Genomic DNA, 17,594 nt, shown 5'->3' with positions numbered 1-17,594 from the left:
TGCCACGGGTATTTTTATGGGTATGGCCAAGAACTCAACCACAACCTCCCACAAGGGCAGCGACGAGCATGAAGGCGGGAAGCAGGCCCCCAGGCGGGGGTCAGCCGGCCCCATATCCTTCTTCCTGGCCCTGATCATCGTGGCCTTGGGGTTGATTCAGCTGGCCGCCACCTTCCACTCCTACGCCATCAACCTGTCCGAACTGAATGGCCTGAAGAACCAGCAGGCCCAGCTGGTGAGCAGGAAGCAGGATCTGGAGAACCAGATTCAGCGTTGGAACGACAAGGCCTATGTGACGGCCCAGGCCAGAGACCGGCTCGGGTTCATCTTTCCCGGTGAGCAGGCCATCCGGGTCCTTCACCCCGAGGCCGTAACCGGCCAGGACGACCAGAACGCCAAGACCGACAAGGGCATCCAGGCCCCGCGCAAGAACACCCTGCCCTGGTACCAGGAGATGGCCTATTCCTTCAGGAAGGCGGACCAGAAGCCCGGTACCCCGGCATCCGGCCATGGGGTGACCACCCCCGGGAAATCCAAGTCAGCCGAGCAGGACGGGCGGGATGCGAACCGGGATCGGCAGGACACCTCCACTCCTCCGGGCCAGGGGGAGGGGAGCGGGGATACCGGCCAGGGGTTCACGGGCCAGACCGGTGGTCAGTAGTCCGATCCGGTGGAATCAGGACTGATTCCGCTGTACCCTATTCCGGGTGAAACATGTCAGGGGAGGTGACCAACCTCTCCGGTATTGGAGCGTGGAAGGAGCAAGAGTGCCGACACAGGACGAGAGGGCCGGAACAGACAGGATCGGATCCGAAAAGACCATGACTGCCCTGGTTGACGGCATCCTTGCCCACCCCGCGACCGGTGAGGAGATTGCGGCGGTTCAGGACCAGCTGGGCCGATACCCCCGTGGGATGGTGGCGGTCGGGGCCCGGTGTGTCTGTGGCAACCCCCTGGCGGTCGTGACCAGGCCCCTCCTGCCCGATGGGACCCCCTTCCCGACCACGGCGTACCTGACCTCGCCTGAGGCCGTCAAGGAGGTCTCCCACCTGGAGGCCTCCGGGCTCATGAACGACTTCAATCAGGAGCTGGGTGAGGATGAGGACCTGGCCCGTGCCTACCGGCAGGCCCACCAGACCTATCTGGACTTCCGCCACGCCCTGGCCCTCCGTCTGGGTGACAGCGAGGAGCACATCCGCACCACCTCGGCCGGGGGAATGCCAACCAGGGTCAAGTGTCTGCACGCCCTGACCGGGCAATCCCTGGTCATGGGTTCGGGCATCAACCCCCTGGGCGACCGGGTCCTGGCCATGGTCAGGCCAAGCTTCGACCCTGCGGTCTGCCGGTGCGCCCGGCCCTGGGGAAGTGCTCAGGGACAGGACTGAATCGTCAGGGTGCCGGCCGGGTCGTTCACGATGGTACACCCGGGCTGTGCCCGGTATCTGGGAAAGGACGAATGATGAAGCAGGTGACTGTTGCGGGTGTCGATTGCGGGACCAATTCCATCCGCTTGCTGATTGCCAGCGTGGATGAGCAGGGTTTGCACCCCCTGGCGCCCCGGATCATGAAGGTCATCCGCCTGGGTGAGAGGGTCGACCGGACCCATCGCTTCGCCGACCAGGCCCTGGACCGGGCCTATGAAGCCTGCAGGCTCTTCGCCGACCAGCTCAGATCCCATCCGGTGGATGGCATCCGCTTCGTGGCCACCTCGGCCACCCGGGACGCGGCCAACCGCAGTGATTTCGAGGAGGGCGTGGAGTCCATACTCGGTGTCAGGCCTGAGGTGATCTCCGGGACCGAGGAGGCCGCTCTGAGCTTCCTGGGTGCCATCAGTGTCCTGGAATCGGGCCCCCGTGCGGCTTCCATGCCCCAGGCCCCCTACATGGTCGTCGACCTGGGCGGGGGGTCCACGGAGTTGGTGGTCGGCGGCGATGGCCGTCAGGCTCCAATCGACAGGGCCAAGGCAGCCTATTCCATGAACATCGGCTCCGTGCGCATCACCGAGCGTCACCTCCGCGACGACCCACCAAGCCAGGAGGAGATCGATCAGGCCGTGGAGGACATCGACCGTCATATCGACCAGGCTTTCGAGACTGTTCCCATCGAGGAGGTGGGTACCCTGGTCGGGGTTTCCGGAACGGTCACGACCATGAGCGCCCTGGCCCTGGGCTGTGCGCAATACGAACCCACCCAGATCGATGGGGTGACCATCCCTGTCGACCAGGCCGAGAGGGCCAATCAGGAGGTGCTCCATATGAGCCGACAGGACCGGGCCGGACTCAAGCCCATCCACCCCGGTCGTATCGATGTGATCGGCGGAGGGGCACTCATCTGGAACCGTCTCCTTGACAGGGTATCCCAGGCCTGCCCTGCGGCCCTGGACGGAGGCGGATACATCGCCAGTGAGCACGGTCTCCTGGACGGGTTGGTCCTGGATTACGGGCGTCGTCTCCTGAAATCGTGACCGGTCCGACGGCCGGCAGGCTGTTCCGCCTGTGCGCTATGATATGACGATATGGGTCGTCGGCCCCGGTGGCGAAATGGTATACGCATCGGACTTAAAATCCGCCGCCTGTATTGGCATGTGGGTTCGATTCCCACCCGGGGCACCGAGGGGGCAGTCCTCTTGACCAGGTCGACATAGGTTCACGACTTGTGGACAGACCCGCAAACCGATACTCTGGAATGCGACGGAAACTAAAGGAGTTGTCATGAGTGACCAGTCCATGCCCAAAGCGAATGCCGTCTTCGGCGCTATGCCCGAGGTTGAGTTCCAGGGGCCTGCCCCCAAGGGTCTGCGTACCGTCGAGCTGGTGGAGGGTGACGGCCCGGTCGTGCGTAAGGGTGATACGGTCACCGTCAACTACCACGGACTCATCTGGGGGACCGACAAGGTCTTCGACTCCAGTTTCCAGCGTCACCAGCCCGCCAGCTTCGGCATCGGTGTGGGCCAGGTCATCCGCGGCTGGGACCAGAGTGTCCCCGGCCACAACGTGGGCTCCAGGCTGGTGGTTTCCATACCACCCGAGTACGGCTACGGCAGCAGGGGGGTTCCGCAGGCCGGCATCGGCGGGGATGACACCCTGGTCTTCGTGATCGACATCATATCGACACGATGAACAACAATCTGTAAGGCGCCGGTGAGGGCCGGCGCCTTTTCCATATCCCGGTCGGTGACCCAGGCGGGCCAGACCGGGAGAGTGAATCGACACAAGGAGGAAGTCATGGCTGAGGAAAAAAAGATACTGCTGACACAGGCCGCCTATGACAAGCTGAAGGAGGAGCTGGACCGTCGCCAGGGTGAGTACCGTGATGAAATCACCGAGCGTATCGCTGCGGCCCGTGCCGAGGGTGACCTGAGCGAGAACGGTGGCTACCAGGCGGCACGTGAGGAGCAGGGCAAGAACGAGGGACGGATCAACGAGCTGATCGTCAAGCTCCGCAACGCTCAGATCCTCAAGGCCCCCAAGGCCGGCAAGGTGGGCAACGGCTCCCTGGTCACCCTGACCATGGCAGGCAGCGACATGGTCTATGTTCTGGGTTCACGCGACCTGGCCGTGGCCACGGAGTATGACGTGATCAGCCCCGAATCCCCGATCGGTGCGGCCATCATGGGCGCGAAGGACGGAGACACGGTCACCTACCAGGCACCCAACGGCAAGGACATTTCGGTCACCATCAAGGAGGCCAAGCCACTCAAGTAGCGGTGAGTCTGGTGGGAGTCCACCTGGACGGACGAATCAGGGTGCCACGGCAGCCATGCTGAGGCGCCTTTTCCTTATACTCGGGGCCGTTGGCGGGGGAGGAGTGCTCCAGTATCCCCCTGGGGCGGCCGTGGTGGTTGTGTGTCAAGGCCTCGGCCGTTCAATCTCACTGCGGATGCGGGCCCTTCGGACGATCAGCGGAGGTTGCAGACGACAAGGAAGATGGCAACGGTGTGGCAGACGTATCCGATGACGGTCCCCAGGTGGAAGATCTCATGGAAGCCGAAGACCCTGGGCCAGGGATCGGGTCGGCGCAATCCGTAGGCGATGGCGCCCAGGATGTAGGATATGCCGCCGGCCACGATGAGCCAGACCACGGGTGGTCCGGCGGCGGGGGACTGCCAGAAGAGCCCCAGGAAGCAGACACCGGAGACGCCGAAGATGATGTAGACCAGGGTATAGAGCCAGCGCGGGGCGTTGATCCAGAAGACGTGGACCACCATGGCCACCAGGGTCGCCGTCCACATTCCCAGGATGATGGTCCTGCGCCAGAAGGTGTCCAGAGCGAAAGCGACCGGGGTGTAGGTGCCGGCGATCAGGAGGAAGATGTTGACATGGTCGAACCGACGCAGGACGTCTGTGACCGTCGGTGACCAATCACCCAGATGATAGAGGGCGGAGTTGCCGAAAAGGGCCAGGGAGGAGACCATGAAGATGGTGCAGGCCAGTTTCATGGGCAGTCCCTTGGCCAGGCAGATCAGAACGATGCCCGCCGCCAGGGCCAGCGGGGTTGCCACGGCGTGAATCCATCCGCGCAGGAGGGGCTTGGGCCGACCGTGAACATCCAGCCTGACCTTCCGCTCGATTTCCTCATTGGGAATGCCCTCGATCTTGGCCGCCTTGGCTTCGGCCCTGGCCATGATCCTGGCCGCCTTCTCCCGACCTTTTGCACGGACCGCATCGGCCCTGGCCTGCATGTGGGCCTCGTGGGCCAGGTCGGCATCCTTACGTAGGTAGATCAGTTCCTGGCGGCGTTTGCTCCTTCTGCGGTCCAGGTCGGGGTCCTGATCAGTGCCCGAGGGGCTGGTGATCTGAGAGCTGTCCTGCTGCTGATCCCTTGCTGCCTTGCCTGCCATGGGCCTCCTTCGCGAACCGTTCCAGGCCTGGTTCCGCCTGGTCGGTCCAGGCATCCTCCAAGCACGGAGTTGCTGTCACCCAGCCTACCCCCAGGCCTGCTTTCCCGGGTGGTCCTAGGGTCCATCGCCTGGAGATGATTCCTCCGGGAGGCGGTGACCAGTGGCTATGATGGTGGCTATGGCTGATTTTTCGGAGATTCTGGCTTCGTGTGATGATTTTGACGAGGAGGATCGGGAGTGGCTTCACCACTTGGTGGCGGATTGGCAGGTCATAGCCGATCTGAGCTTTGCCGACCTGATGCTGCTCCTGCGAACCAAGAGCGGTGAATTCAAGGTGGCCGAGCAGTGCAGGCCGTCCACGGTCATGTCCCTGCGCACCGAGGACGTTGTCGGTGAGGTCCCCCCCGGGGATAGGCAGGATGAGCTGGAACAGGCCATGAAGTCCAAGGGGGTCCTGCGCTCGAACCGTCTCAGCACCATCGGCAAGGCCACGGTCTGCGATGTCTATGCCCCCATTCGTCATAAGGGCAAGACCCTGGGTCTGGTGGTCAGGGAGACCAACATGGCCACCAGGGAGTCCAACGGTCGCTATGAGAGCGAGAGCATCAACGCCGGCAAGGAGCTCTTCGAGATGATCACCAGGGGGGAGTTCCCCTATTCCGATTCGGTCCTCAACCAGCGCCATAACGCCAGGGTGGCCGACGGGTTCTTCGTCCTGACGGCGGGTGGAATCGTGCGGTATGCTTCCCCCAACGCCATCAGCTGCTTCCGTCGGTTGGGGTCCGTCGACACCATGTCCGGACAGTACCTGAGCGAGATCGGCACCTCCCTCCTGCGTAAGAACGATCCTGTGCCGGACTCCCTCCCGCTGGTCCTGACCGGCAAGGCGGCCGTGGACTCGGAACTGGATGCCAACGGCTCGGCCGTATCCATGCGCTCCCTTCCGCTCTACGGATGCCAGGGGAGAATAGGCTCCATCGTTCTATGCCGGGATGTGACCGAGCTGCGCAGGCGGGAGAAGGAACTTAAGACCAAGGATGCGACCATCTCGGAGATTCACCACAGGGTCAAGAACAATCTCCAGGCGGTCTCTGCCCTCCTGAGGCTCCAGGCCCGCCGCACCAAGTCCGAGGAGGTCCGAAAGGAGCTGGAGGAGGCCCAACGCCGTGTGCAGACCATCGCCGTGGTCCACGAGGGGCTCAGCCAGACAGCTGATGAGATCGTCGACTTCGACAAGGTCATATCCAACCTCCTCAAGATGAGCGTCGACCTGGCCACCACGTCTGACCAGCACATCTCCATCTCCTACGTGGGCAAGTTCGGTATGATGCCGGCCCAGGATGCCACCCCCCTCTCCCTGGTCCTGACCGAGCTGGTCAACAACGCGGTCGAGCATGGATTTGAGGGGCGCACGGAGGGCCATATCACGATTTCCGTGGGCAGGGGCGGCAACAACCTCAATGTGGTGGTCGAGGACGATGGGAACGGCTACAGCACCGAGTCCGACGAGGGGAAGGCCAAATCATACGGGTCAGGTCTGGGTACCCAGATCATCAACACCTTCGTCACCAACGATTTCGGCGGTACGGTCCGGTGGGAGCCCCGGCGCGATGGGGGCACCCGGGTGGTCATCAACATCAAGCTCCGCGTTGCCCAGGACGTCTGATCAGGTAGGGGCAAATCGGATGTCTGGCCGGGTGACAGCCGATTGGATGTCTGTTTGGGGCAGGAGACGTGCTCTTACTTGTGATAAGAACGCAATGCCCCGATATCTCACTAAGAAGGGGTCACAGGCTGAACCTGTGACCCCTTCTTAGTGATCAAGATATCCTGCGCGACGCAAGTTCCCTCTTCAGGACTGCATCTGCATGGCCTGGGACCGACGGGCCCGCATGGCACGTCGCTTCAGGGCCCTGCGCTCATCCTCGCTCAGGCCACCCCAGACACCGTAATCCTGGTTGGTGTCCAACGCACATTTGAGACAGGCGTCAATCACCTTGCAGGTGCGGCACACGGCCTTGGCCTCTTCAATCTGCTGATAGGCGGCACCTGTGTTACCGACGGGGAAGAAGAGTTCCGGATCCTTATCGCGGCAAGCAGCCTTTGCACGCCAATCAAACGCATTACTCATATACCTGTTCCTCCAAGCCGTTCCTATCTGGACTCACTTGTTTTCCTGTATGCAAGGTAAGCACGAAACTGGACTTTTTTCAAGAGCATTTTTCAGGGGAATCACTGGGAAAACACTGAACAGGCAGGGCCTGTCCGGCACTCAGGAGGAGGCACCGGCCCGGAATGGTACCGGCTGGGCGGCCCGGTCCCGTCAGGGCTGCGGAGGGGATGCCGCAGGCCATGTCCATGCTTCGTTCGCCAAAGGGGAACACCAGGCGTTGCCTGAATCGTTCAGGTCGGCGTATGGCCGTGGCGGAGTCCACGGAAAGGACCAGGGCCACCCGGTCCATCGAGAGGGCCCTGTTGACCTGCCTGGTCAAGGGCAGGCGGCTCATGGGATCGAGCAGGTCCTGGGCATCGTCGATCAGCCATATCAGTCCCTCGTAGGGTTCCTTACCGTCTCCCTGGGGTGATGCCGGTGACGACGGCCCGGGAGGAAGTGCTGAGGCACGACCGATGTGGAGGTCAAGGCTGGAATAGGTACCTCCCTCCTGGAAGGATATGCGCAGACCGAAAGTGTCGGTCATACCGGCATCGTGCATGGGGGGCGCGTAGCCGGGGCCGTCTCCCTCAAGCAGGGCGAGAAGGCGCCGCGACAGGGCCCCGATAATGGTGGTCTTGCCCTGGCCCCTGGGACCGATCAGGGCGGTATTGCCGGTGATCGGCAAGCGGCAGGTATGGAGGAGGACCCCGTCATCCACCCATCCGATGGGGACCAGCGGGTGACCGTCATGGATGGTGACCCGGTTCGTCCTGCCTCCCGGGTGTCTCCTGCCCAGGTGCCTTGTGTCTGGCAGTGGAGGGGAGAAGAGGGGAGGGGCTGGTCTGAAACCGCAGAAGGCTGCCGCCTTGATGGTCTCTTGGACAAGTCCTGCGGGGTTAACGACCAGGCTGGTCCTGAAGGCTCTGACGCCCTCTCCGTTCTCGCAGAAACCCAGCCCTGGATGGGAGGGGCTTATTCGGGCCGCGCAGGGGGAGCCCAGCAGTTCCTTGGACTGCATGGGGTCGCGAACGCGCAGGCAGATGCCCAGATTCATGTTGGCCCGCATCTGGGCGCTGACCTGCCCCAGGGTCTGCTGGGTACAGGCAACCAGGTTCATGCCCAGGGACCTCCCTTGGGAGGCCAGCCTGGCCAGATCATCCAGGTAATCGGGCAGCTGCTGACGGAGGGCCTGGAACTCGTCGATGACGACCAGGAGGCGGGGAGGTGGCGGATCCAGGTCCCGGATATCAGAGGCACCCACCTTGGCCAGGAGGGCCTCTCTGCGCTCAAGTTCCTTGCGGATACCGGCCAGGGACCGCACCGCCTGTTCCAGGTCGAGGTCGTTGACGCACCCTACCGTATGGGGAAGTCCGGCCAGGAGGTTGAAGCCGGAACCGCCCTTGAAGTCCAGAAGGACCAGGTTGAATCTGCTGGGAGGGAGGCTGCAGGCCAGGGCCAGGCACCAGGCCTGGAGGAAGACTGACTTTCCGGAACCGGTGGTCCCCGCCACCAAGGCATGTGGGCCGTCTCTTACCAGGTCAATCAGGAAGTCCCCACCTGCCTCCCGTCCAATCATGGCCTGATAGGAGGGAGGCCCCTCCAGGGAGGTCAACCAGGTGTGGACGATGGCCTTCCAGCGCTGCCCGTGCCCTCCTGAGGAGGGCACATCTGCGAAGAGCCCGTCCTCCAGCCATGCTGGTTCCAGGGATTCAAGCGAGACCATATCGGCAGAGGCCGCATCATCGGTATCCCTGGACTGCAAGACGGGCTGATCCTTCCGGTGTGCACCGGCACCAACGGCGGATCTGGCCCTCAGCAGGGTCAGGACGCACAGGGCCAGGTTTCCAAAGAGCGCGGGCAGGAGTAAGGCCAGAAAGATCCATCGTCCCTGATTGACCAGGTACCAGAGTAGGGCGGTCTGGGCCAGGAGGGGTGTGCATTGGGTCACCAGGGTCAGGAGGGTGGTGACAGATGGACCGGTTGTCCGGAGGCCGCCGGGCCGGCCCACGGCCATGTGGTCACCGTCGGAGAAACCCCTGTCGTGATGGACTGGGTTCCCCCTCCTTTGCCCATGGTCATGGTTATGTTCTTGGCCATGGGCGAGGGCAAGACCCGTCCCCTGTACAGGCTGGGACTGGCGGTCGGTGCGGTCCCTGAGGTTCTTCATAGGGGTGAGTATCCCGGACCCGGGATGATACCGCGGTCGAAGTCTGACCATGTGGTCGGACGTGCCATATGTCCACCGGGAGGTGGCTTGTACGACGAGGCTTACTCGCCTCCGACCTGGCCGGGGGCATGCGTCCCCTGTTCCAGTTCCTGGAAGAGACTGGTATTGCGGGCATCATCCAGGAGGACCGTGGATCCGATGCCGCCGGGGTAGTAATCAGGGTCGGTCCAGTAGAGACTGCCGCTGATCCCGTCCTTGCCGGTGGCGTCGCGGAAGGCCAGGACCATTCTGAACAGGGTCCAGGCGTTGGACTTCTCATCCACAATGATGGCCTGGAGCCCGGAGTTGATGACCTTGTTGGCAGATGAGGGGTTGAGCAGGATGGAGGGTTTGGTGACCTTCTTGGAGATGGCCCCGATCACCTGGCGCTGGCGCTCCGCCCTGCCGAAATCGCCCTTGGGGTCAGAATACCGCATCCTGGAGAATGCCAGGGCGGCGCCCCCGTCCGCCTGATGGCAGCCGGAGGTCCAGATCATTCCCGAATTGGGGTCGTTCACATCGCTGTCATAGCAGAGTTCAACGCCGCCCAGGGCGTCGACCAGCCCCTGGAGGCCGCCGAACTTGATGACGGCAACATGGTCGATCTTGTTGCCGGTGATTTCCTCGATCTGTGCGGTCAGCGCCCGGTATCCTGAGGTATAGGCCAGGGCGTTGATCTTCATCCCCTCGCCGTTCTGCTTGACCAGGGAGTCCCTGGGGACGGATATGAGGGAGGCGGCCCCATGTCTGGGTTTGGTCAGGACCAGGATGGTATCCGTCCTGAATCCGGTGATATCCGTATCCTCGCCTGCACCGGGGGTTCCGTCGCGCTGATCGGATCCCAGAATCAGCCAGGTGGAGGCCTGGGATCCAGGCATGTTGGTCAGCATCTTGTCGCGGTTCAATTTGCTGTTGACCCAGAACCAGCTGCTTCCGGCCAGGACCGTCAACAGGACCAGGAGGGTGACCAGGATGGCCGCCATGATGCGCCGGCCCCGGTGGCGCTTCTTGGCCACGAACGTGCCCGGTACAGACGCCTGCCGGAGCGGTGGGTCGGCTGGGGACTGACGGGGTGCGGGGGCGGTTGGCCTGGTCGCGGCCGGCGTCTTCCGTGAGGATCCCGTCGTTCTGCGTGCGGGTGTTGAGGATCTGGCGGCCTGTGCCGGCTTGATTCCGCCTGAAGGCGTACGTGAAGAGGGGGAAAAACTGGGTGGCAACTGCGATTCCGAAGGTGCAGGAGATGCGTTTCGGTGGTGCGAATGACCATGGCCGGAGGGCATGAAACTCGGTGGTTCCTGCGAATTTCGGCTTTCATCTGGTCCTGGCTTCATACCTAAATCCCTTGTCCTACGTCTTCAATCCCAACTAGGCCATGAATACCATCGCATGGCCCGGCTCGTCGTCCCTCAGCACTATTTCTGCGCGGGAACGGCACAGACCGTGGCGAAGAGGTACCTGTCGGCCATGCCGATGTACTGACCGGTCACCCTGTCCTTGATGGTCCCGTCATCCGGGTCGACGATACCGCCGGTGTCCGGATCGATCAGGGTCTTGTCGGGCATGGTGATCAACCCGGTATGGGGATCAGGGGCCGGCAGGGACTGGCTGGGAACGGAGGTCTGGTCTTGCGATTGGGCGTCCTGGGAGGTGGTCGGATCGGAGGTCTGGTCTTGCGACTGGGCGTCCTGGGAGGTGGCTGGATCGGAGGTCTGGGCCGATTGGTCCTGGCCGCCAGCCTGACCATCGGCGTTGGTCGTAAGGGGTCTCCCCTCTCTGAGGATTTTCCAGACCGTTTTGGCCTCGTCCGTCCATACCACACGGTTTATATCCTGGGACCAGGGCTCCACGGGCAGGGTCCGGGCATAGATGTTGGAAGGCTTCAGGTCCTTCAGGGAGTCCCCCAGGCCCAGCAGGGTCTGGAAATCACCCAGGCCCTTGCTGATCTGCAGGGAGGAAAGGGATGTGGTGACCAGACGGTAGGCTTTGGGCAGGTCGGAGAAGATGTCGACCTTGTGCGCCTCTGTGGCCAGGGTCTTGATCAGGTACTGCTGCCGGGTGGTTCTCATGATGTCCGAACCGTCGCTGCCCGTGCCATGGCGCATTCTGGCGTATTCGGTGGCTTCGGTTCCATCCATGTGATGCAGGCCCCGCTGCAGGTCCAGTCCTGTGGTCTCGTCGACGGTGTCGACGGGGATGCACACATCGACCCCGCCCAGGGTGTCGATGATGGACTTGAACCCGTTGAAGTCTGCGACGACGAATTGTTGGATATCCAACCCGGTCAGGGACTGGACCGCCGTCAGGGTGCAGTTCGCGGCGGACTCAACATCGCCGCCCTGGGAATACCCCTCGGCGAAGATGGAATTGAACATGACCTTGGAACGGGCGGGTATGGTCGTTCCTTTGCTGGTGGTGCAGCTGGGGGCATCCACGATGGAGTCCCTGGGGATGGAGACCACATTGGCATAGGACCTGTCGGCCGAAATCTGCATGACCAGAGCCGTATCGGACTGGTGGTTGCCCTCCAGATCCTCACCGGCACCACCGATGGCTGAATTGCCCTCGCCGTCCCGGCTATCCTGGCCCAGGACCAGGATGTTCAGGGTCTTTCCCTTGTAGATGTCTTCGGGAGCCTTGTGCTTCTTGTCCGAAATCACCGACGGAACCACGGTGATCCTGCCGTTCAGGTCGATCCAGAAGGCGGCAACGGTCGAGGCCAGGAAGCAGACGATGAATGCCAGCACCATGCAGACGACGGCGCGCACCCGGTTGCTGGTGCGGTACCCCAGACTGTGCCGGGGCTTGCTGCCTGAACCCGCCTTGATGTTGGGCATATGTGCCTGGTTGTTGTTGGTCGTCAATGATGTGCCTTCCTCATTGGCCAATCTTTCGCATGCCCTGCGGTGGAGTCCCGCCTGCCTGGTCATGCCTGTCCGAACTGTTCAAATTGTAGACCGAGCCCTTCCGCGGGTGGCCGTCTCCGGCGCATACCCTCCATTTCCTCACCTATGGCTCTGATTGTGCCGGGATGGATAAAGGGCCCATACCGTCCGGTGCGAATCACCTGGAAAGAATAAGGAGATTTATCACTCTTCCAGATTCCGCAATAGGGGTGAATGTGAGATAAACCAATTGAAGAAAACCACTGTTTCACTTGTGCCGCCCCCGACTTTCAGGTGCTGGCAGTATAAGGAATTATCACTGGGGAAGAGCATCAAACCCCTTGTCCGGGTTGACAAACGTCCATTAGAGCGTATCTAATTGAAGTGTGTAGTAACACACTAGGGACTGGGGGGTCGCTATGGGTGGTTTTATAGACACTCAATATAACGGAAAACTGGAACAGCGTCTGCAACCGCTGATTGAATGGATGGAGTCCAACAACGCCTTATCGTGGCGGAATGATGCGCTTTGCGCCCAGACAGACCCTGAAGCCTTCTTCCCGGGCAAGGGGGGATCCACCCAGGAGGCCAAGAAGGTTTGTGCTGATTGTACAGTTCGTAAGCAATGCCTGGAATGGGCTGTTGAGCATGACGAACGCTTCGGAATCTGGGGAGGGATGAGCGAACGGGAACGCCGTCGCTACAAAAAGCGTATGCGCCAACAGTGAAACGGCAGAATCGCCGGATTTCCATGCCGAAGATAATGTGTGCCGGGTCTTGCGTACACTGGACCCTATGAGTTCTGTCGCGCCGCAAGCATTGGATGTCAAGCAGGTTCTCGCAGCTGTCATAGATGGCCGACCGGCCGACACCACCCAAGAGGTGGATTCCTCGGTTGCGGCCCTGGTGACGGTCGAACAGGACCTTACCTACCTGCCGGATACCCTCGAGGCCCTGGTTGCACAGACCGTGCTGCCGGGGGTGATTGTCATCGCGGACTGCTCCGGTGCCACCGTTGAGCCCCTGTATTCCGAATTTCAGGTCCTCAGACCAAGGCTGTCCAGCCGGCAGGTCGTTGGCTCGCGGGACCCCTGCACGGTGGAGGTCCAGGTGGTCCGGGCCAAGGGGGCCTCGTCCTTCGGGGATGCCATAGGCAAGGCCCTGGGGTATGCCCGTCTGCCTGAGATGACCCGGGGGCTATGGCTCCTGCATGACGACGCCCGTCCGATGGATCCGACCTGCCTGGAGACCCTGATTGATTCCTGGCGCAGGTCTCCCACGGCTTCGATTCTCGGCGCCAAGCAATTCGACTGGATGGGTGAGGGGCTCCGTGATGTGGGCCGGTATGCCTACAGGCATTCCACGGTCGGTCTGGTGGTCGACCAGGAGCCCGATCAGGAGCAGTACGATTCTCGTCAGGATGTCTTTTCGGTCAGTCTGGCGGGAGCCCTGGTGCCCCTGGAAACGCTGAAGAACCTGAGGGGACTGGAACGTTGGGCGGGCACCTTCGGTCAATCCGACGACCTCTGCAGGCGGATCTGTCTGTCGGGTGGAAGGGTCGTCGTGGTCCCCGGGGCCAGGGTAGCCCACGCCCAGGCGCGATTCCGCGGTCTGCGTGACCGTGGTGGTCACCCGGTCGATCCGGAACGACCGGCGGATGCCTCCATGGCTTGGATCGATGCCGCCGAACGGTACCTGTTGACGGACTTCCCATGGATCTGGTGGCTGCCGGTCTGGATATGGAGGCTCCCGGTGTCCGTCTGGTATGCGATTGCCAGCCTGGCCGACAAGCGGCCCTACACGGCCCTCTGCCACCTGTGCGCTCCGTGGAGGCTGCTGGGGCACCTGCGCTCCAGCATCATGATGCGTCGCAGACTCGCCTCAGTCAGTGTGACGGCCCTGAACCGCCTTGACGTGCTCCAGGCCAACCGGCAGCAGGTGCGGCAGTGGCATCAGAGGCAGCAGGCCTTCCGTGACCAACAGGGTCACCCCCTGCTCAGCCACCTGGCCCTGGCCCATCTGAAAAGGCAGCGTATCAGGCGTCTGATCTGGGCTCTGGGCATGACGGCCCTGGTCCTGGTCGTCCTCCTGGCCACCAACTGGTCCGTATGCCGGGACGTCTTCTCCGGTGGAACCATATACTCACGCACCATGCTCTCCTCGGGGGCCGATTGGAGTCAGCTCTTCTCGGCCGCCACCACATCCTGGACCTGGGGTGGGGGGGTCGGCATGCCGGCGGCCGCCACCCCCTTCCTTCTGGTGTTGATGGTCTTCAGCCTGCTGACGGGCGGGCATGTGGCCTGGGCCATGGTGCTGATGCTTCTGGTGGAGGTCCCCCTCTCGGCCCTGTCCTTCTGGGCCCTTGCGGGTATCTTCACCCGGTCCAACCCGGTGCGGGTGGCCGCGGGTCTGCTCTGGTCCTGTCTGGCCTTCGCCCTGGGTGTCGTGGAATCGGTCAACCTGCCCATCCTGACCGTTCTGGCCTTCATGCCCGCCGCCTTCGCCTTCGTCTTCAAGGCCGTGGGTCTCTATCAGACCGAGGCGCCGTCAAGTCCCCATGCCTCGGTGCAGAACGCGGCTCTGGCCGCAATCTGCTTCGTGCCGGTCACCCTGGCCGAGCCCCAGTTGCTCCTGGCCCTGATTCCGGTCTTCATCATCGTCTTCTGCATGGTTCCGACCCACAAGGCCATGTTGATGCTGATCCCGATCCCCTCGGCCCTGGCCTTGGCCCCGACCCTGGTCAACCTGGTCCGTCATTTTCGGGATGGACTGTGGCGTCAGCTCTTCAGCGACGTGACCATCCCCTCCTCCCTGGCACAAGGCCAACCAAGGGCGGACAGCCTGAGCGATATGGTGGTTCAGATACTTGGGCTGGATGTATCACAGGGGTGGATGGGCTGGTTCCGCAGCGGCGACTGGCGTGGCATGATCCTCCTGGGCGCCCTTCTGGTCCTGGTCATCCTGGCCTTTGTGGCCCTCTTCCTGCCCGCGGTCATGCGCACCTCCAGGATGATGTGGGCCATGGCCCTGATCGGTGTGCTCCTGGCCATGGGGTCATCGGCCATCACCGTCGGACTGGACCAGAGCGGTCCGGTGGCCGGTTCGCCCCTGCCTGGACTTCTGCTGGTCCTTCTCTCCCTGATGGCTTGTATCTGCCAGGTCGCTGGTGGGGCGGTCAAGCCCTTCCGACCGCTTGTTTCCCGTGACAACAAGAACCCCGGAGCTTCCGAGAAGCACCTGGTGGAGTCGAATGCCAAGGCCATTGAGGTGGGGACCGATGGGAATGCCGGCGTTGTTCCGATCCTGGTCCGGGTGGGGCGTGGTCTGCTCACCCTGGTCCTGGTGGCCGTCCTGGCTGTTCTGGCCATGGAAAGCCTCTCTGGCGGGCGTCAATCGGCCATGCGCGCGGATAGGGACGGTCTGCCCATGGTTGCCGTGGATTACCTCTCCAAGTCTGAGGACCATAGGGTTCTGGTCCTGTCCGCTTCCGGGCAGAGCCAGGTCATGTATGGATCCATGCGTACCTCCCGTGGCGATCTGATCGACGTCTCGCCGGCGGCCAGGGCTCAGGCCGTTGGGGGCGGGCTTGATCCGGCGGCCGGGAGCCTCTCCTCCTCGAGTGCCTCCCTGATGGCCAGTTCCGATTCTTCAGCCATTCAGGCCATCAGCCGGTTGGGGTACGGGGGCATATACGTTCCCGGCGATTCCAGCGAATCGATCGGAGGGGCCGCCACCCCCAACGAGGACCTGGTATCCAATATCACGGCCAGCGACGGTACCCAACAGGTGGTGAGCAATGACCAGGGCACCTACTTCAGGTTGACCCTTGACCCCTCGGACAGGCATGGCATCGACATCTCCCCTTACCGGGCCGTGTCGGATTCGCCCTGGCGAAGGGCATGGCTCTGGGTGCTGGGTCTGGCCCTGGCGGGGTACTGCCTGGTGGCTCTGCCGCATCGTCGTAGTTCAGGACAGGAGCAGTGATGAGCAAGGAAACCAAGGATTCATCGGGTCGCGTCAGTCTGTGGAGACTTTCGCTGGGTGGGTTCTCCATCCTCATCGTCGTCGCCCTGGTGGCTTGCCTCGTCTTCTTCCGGCTTCCCCCCTTCATGATCGACAGGGTGCAGGCATCGTCCACCCAGACCCACAAGGTGAGCCAGCGGATTATCACCTCATACTGCCCGGCCCGGATGAGTCTAAATGAGGCCGACAAGGTCGGTGATGAAGAGCTCCGTGCCTCCGAGGGCGATCTGTCCGCCTCGGCCATGATGGGATCCTTCGGTTCGGTCCTGACATCGCGGATTTCCCCGGTCGGGGAGGGGGAGACCAAGACCCTGTCCGATCCCGATCCCCTGGACGGGGAGAAGGCCATGGTCGGCTCCCGCGGTGTGGAATCGGAGGCCCTGGCCTTCAGGTCCAACCTCTATAAGGTGGAGCCGGGGGCGGGGAGCACCGCTTCGATGGTGTCCTGGGCCACACAGGGCGACTTCAAGGGAGTACAGGGTCTGCGTTGCCCGGATGCCGGCATGCAGGCCTCCTTCCTCCTGCCCTCCACCAAGCAGGGGTGGACCCAGCGGCTGGTTGCCTACAACCCTTCCTCGAAGGCCACCAAGATCACCATCACCATCCATGGATCGGATTCTGGTTCCAGGATGACCCTGGCGAACGGCAACATGATGACGGTTGCCCCCGGCTCCCATGCCTCCTTCGACCTATCGGCAGCGGCACCCGACCAGGATGGCATCTACGTCACCGCAACGAGTTCCCAGGCCCCGGTGGCCATGATGACCACCATCAGTGCCATGTCCGGACTGGAACCACGCGGGGCCGATTACGCCACCGCCTTGGATCCGGCCGGCAGGGACCTGATCATTCCAGGGGTTCATGAGGATGACGGGATTCTTCTCCTGGCCAGATCGGAGAAGGCTGCATCCATGAAACTGACATGGTTGGGCGATCAGGGTGATCAGGAGGCGGACGGCCGCGAACTCAAGGCGGGGCGCACCTCAGCCATCGATCTGGGCAGGGTGCCCTCCGGGAAGACGGCCCTGCGCATCACCGCAGACCAGCCCATCAATGCCGTAGTCAAAATTCAGAATGACTCGGACAAGGACCAGTCGGACTTCGCCATCCTCAACCCCGGCACCGCAGCCGTATCGAGCGCCCTGACCGTGCCCGAAAACGCCAAGGGCCAGCTCAGCCTGGTCAATGGCTCCCGGTCCAAGGCCGCGGTCTCCCTGACGGGGTTTGACAAGTCCGGCAAGAAGACCGGGCAGAAGGATGTCGATCTGGACCCATCCAGGGCAGTGGACCTTGCCGTGGATGATCTGGGTTCGGGCACGGCAGCCGTCCGGATGGACAAGGGCGATCAGGTGGTCTGGAATGGACGCATCGAGGTGGACAAGGTCAAGGATACGGAACTGGCCGGTCTGGCATCCCTGATGCCATCAGCCCTTCTGCCCCGTACCACCATCATCCATGCCGGACAGGACCCGGCCATACTTCCCTGAA

At 62.6% G+C, this 17,594-nt stretch carries 14 protein-coding genes and 1 tRNA gene; 10 read left to right on the top strand and 5 right to left on the bottom strand.

What is annotated here, in order from left to right; all coding sequences use genetic code 11:
• The first annotated feature begins 22 nt into the window (after positions 1 to 22).
• From AACP59_RS02955 to AACP59_RS02930, 6 genes are all read left to right on the top strand, one after another.
• Positions 23 to 661 carry an FtsB family cell division protein gene (locus AACP59_RS02955; protein ID WP_297317183.1) on the top strand — a complete coding sequence of 213 codons (639 nt, stop codon included), beginning with the start codon at positions 23 to 25 and terminating at the stop codon, positions 659 to 661.
• A gap of 160 nt (positions 662 to 821) precedes the next feature.
• The gene (locus tag AACP59_RS02950; protein WP_297317191.1) at positions 822 to 1,385 is read left to right on the top strand and encodes a DUF501 domain-containing protein; all 564 of its coding nucleotides are present in this window, start codon (positions 822 to 824) and stop codon (positions 1,383 to 1,385) included.
• Between the two features lie 74 nt (positions 1,386 to 1,459).
• Positions 1,460 to 2,464: a Ppx/GppA phosphatase family protein gene (locus AACP59_RS02945; protein ID WP_339349780.1), complete on the top strand. Its 1,005-nt coding sequence runs from the start codon at positions 1,460 to 1,462 to the stop codon at positions 2,462 to 2,464.
• Between the two features lie 62 nt (positions 2,465 to 2,526).
• Positions 2,527 to 2,609 (top strand) — tRNA-Leu (locus tag AACP59_RS02940).
• Positions 2,610 to 2,711: 102 nt separating this feature from the next.
• Positions 2,712 to 3,119: an FKBP-type peptidyl-prolyl cis-trans isomerase gene (locus AACP59_RS02935; protein WP_297317185.1), complete on the top strand. Its 408-nt coding sequence runs from the start codon at positions 2,712 to 2,714 to the stop codon at positions 3,117 to 3,119.
• Between the two features lie 105 nt (positions 3,120 to 3,224).
• A complete protein-coding gene (locus AACP59_RS02930; RefSeq protein WP_297317186.1) occupies positions 3,225 to 3,704 on the top strand; it encodes a GreA/GreB family elongation factor in 480 nt (159 codons plus the stop codon).
• A 194-nt stretch (positions 3,705 to 3,898) separates the two neighbouring features.
• Here AACP59_RS02930 and trhA read toward each other — a convergent pair whose 3' ends face one another.
• Complete coding sequence (gene trhA / locus AACP59_RS02925; RefSeq protein ID WP_297317187.1) at positions 3,899 to 4,840, bottom strand: PAQR family membrane homeostasis protein TrhA; 942 nt, start codon at positions 4,838 to 4,840, stop codon at positions 3,899 to 3,901.
• Positions 4,841 to 5,018: 178 nt separating this feature from the next.
• Between trhA and AACP59_RS02920 the strand changes: the two genes are divergently transcribed.
• Positions 5,019 to 6,506 carry a sensor histidine kinase gene (locus AACP59_RS02920; protein ID WP_297317188.1) on the top strand — a complete coding sequence of 496 codons (1,488 nt, stop codon included), beginning with the start codon at positions 5,019 to 5,021 and terminating at the stop codon, positions 6,504 to 6,506.
• A gap of 186 nt (positions 6,507 to 6,692) precedes the next feature.
• Here the strand turns inward: AACP59_RS02920 and AACP59_RS02915 are convergent, their stop codons facing one another.
• From AACP59_RS02915 to AACP59_RS02900, 4 genes are all read right to left on the bottom strand, one after another.
• Positions 6,693 to 6,971 (bottom strand): WhiB family transcriptional regulator, encoded by a 279-nt coding sequence (locus AACP59_RS02915; protein ID WP_015021978.1) that lies wholly within the window; start codon positions 6,969 to 6,971, stop codon positions 6,693 to 6,695.
• Positions 6,972 to 7,050: 79 nt separating this feature from the next.
• A complete protein-coding gene (locus AACP59_RS02910; RefSeq protein WP_339349777.1) occupies positions 7,051 to 9,009 on the bottom strand; it encodes an FtsK/SpoIIIE domain-containing protein in 1,959 nt (652 codons plus the stop codon).
• Positions 9,010 to 9,263: 254 nt separating this feature from the next.
• Entirely contained in the window at positions 9,264 to 10,217 is a 954-nt protein-coding gene (locus tag AACP59_RS02905) for an LCP family protein (protein WP_339349776.1), read from the bottom strand.
• A gap of 396 nt (positions 10,218 to 10,613) precedes the next feature.
• Positions 10,614 to 12,062, bottom strand: a complete 1,449-nt coding sequence (locus AACP59_RS02900) for an LCP family protein (RefSeq protein ID WP_339349774.1) — start codon at positions 12,060 to 12,062, stop codon at positions 10,614 to 10,616.
• A gap of 509 nt (positions 12,063 to 12,571) precedes the next feature.
• Here AACP59_RS02900 and AACP59_RS02895 point away from each other — a divergent pair.
• The 3 genes from AACP59_RS02895 to AACP59_RS02885 all read left to right on the top strand — a co-directional run bounded on the left by AACP59_RS02895 (position 12,572) and on the right by AACP59_RS02885 (position 17,593).
• On the top strand, positions 12,572 to 12,811 hold the full coding sequence (locus AACP59_RS02895; RefSeq protein ID WP_297317075.1) for a WhiB family transcriptional regulator: 240 nt from the start codon (positions 12,572 to 12,574) through the stop codon (positions 12,809 to 12,811).
• A gap of 67 nt (positions 12,812 to 12,878) precedes the next feature.
• Positions 12,879 to 16,067 carry a glycosyltransferase family 2 protein gene (locus tag AACP59_RS02890; protein ID WP_339349773.1) on the top strand — a complete coding sequence of 1,063 codons (3,189 nt, stop codon included), beginning with the start codon at positions 12,879 to 12,881 and terminating at the stop codon, positions 16,065 to 16,067.
• On the top strand, positions 16,067 to 17,593 hold the full coding sequence (locus AACP59_RS02885; RefSeq protein ID WP_339349771.1) for a DUF5719 family protein: 1,527 nt from the start codon (positions 16,067 to 16,069) through the stop codon (positions 17,591 to 17,593). Before AACP59_RS02890 ends, AACP59_RS02885 begins: the two co-directional genes overlap by 1 nt.
• Position 17,594 lies beyond the last annotated feature (1 nt).

The sequence above is a fragment of the Bifidobacterium indicum genome (genome assembly GCF_036987015.1).
In the GTDB taxonomy this organism is placed as follows: domain Bacteria; phylum Actinomycetota; class Actinomycetes; order Actinomycetales; family Bifidobacteriaceae; genus Bombiscardovia; species Bombiscardovia indica.
The sequence above is the reverse complement of the archived record's forward strand: the minus strand, read 5'-3'. Positions and strand labels throughout refer to the sequence as shown.

Bases quoted from the DNA above. Each gene is read 5' to 3' on its own strand.
- AACP59_RS02920 (WP_297317188.1), top strand. From the start codon at position 5,019: ATGGCTGATTTTTCGGAGATTCTGGCTTCGTGTGATGATTTTGACGAG.
- AACP59_RS02955 (WP_297317183.1), top strand. From the start codon at position 23: ATGGCCAAGAACTCAACCACAACCTCCCACAAGGGCAGCGACGAGCAT.
- AACP59_RS02895 (WP_297317075.1), top strand. From the start codon at position 12,572: ATGGAGTCCAACAACGCCTTATCGTGGCGGAATGATGCGCTTTGCGCC.
- trhA (WP_297317187.1), bottom strand. From the start codon at position 4,840: ATGGCAGGCAAGGCAGCAAGGGATCAGCAGCAGGACAGCTCTCAGATC.
- AACP59_RS02890 (WP_339349773.1), top strand. From the start codon at position 12,879: ATGAGTTCTGTCGCGCCGCAAGCATTGGATGTCAAGCAGGTTCTCGCA.
- AACP59_RS02935 (WP_297317185.1), top strand. From the start codon at position 2,712: ATGAGTGACCAGTCCATGCCCAAAGCGAATGCCGTCTTCGGCGCTATG.
- AACP59_RS02885 (WP_339349771.1), top strand. From the start codon at position 16,067: ATGAGCAAGGAAACCAAGGATTCATCGGGTCGCGTCAGTCTGTGGAGA.
- AACP59_RS02910 (WP_339349777.1), bottom strand. From the start codon at position 9,009: ATGGCCGTGGGCCGGCCCGGCGGCCTCCGGACAACCGGTCCATCTGTC.
- AACP59_RS02930 (WP_297317186.1), top strand. From the start codon at position 3,225: ATGGCTGAGGAAAAAAAGATACTGCTGACACAGGCCGCCTATGACAAG.
- AACP59_RS02945 (WP_339349780.1), top strand. From the start codon at position 1,460: ATGAAGCAGGTGACTGTTGCGGGTGTCGATTGCGGGACCAATTCCATC.
- AACP59_RS02915 (WP_015021978.1), bottom strand. From the start codon at position 6,971: ATGAGTAATGCGTTTGATTGGCGTGCAAAGGCTGCTTGCCGCGATAAG.
- AACP59_RS02950 (WP_297317191.1), top strand. From the start codon at position 822: ATGACTGCCCTGGTTGACGGCATCCTTGCCCACCCCGCGACCGGTGAG.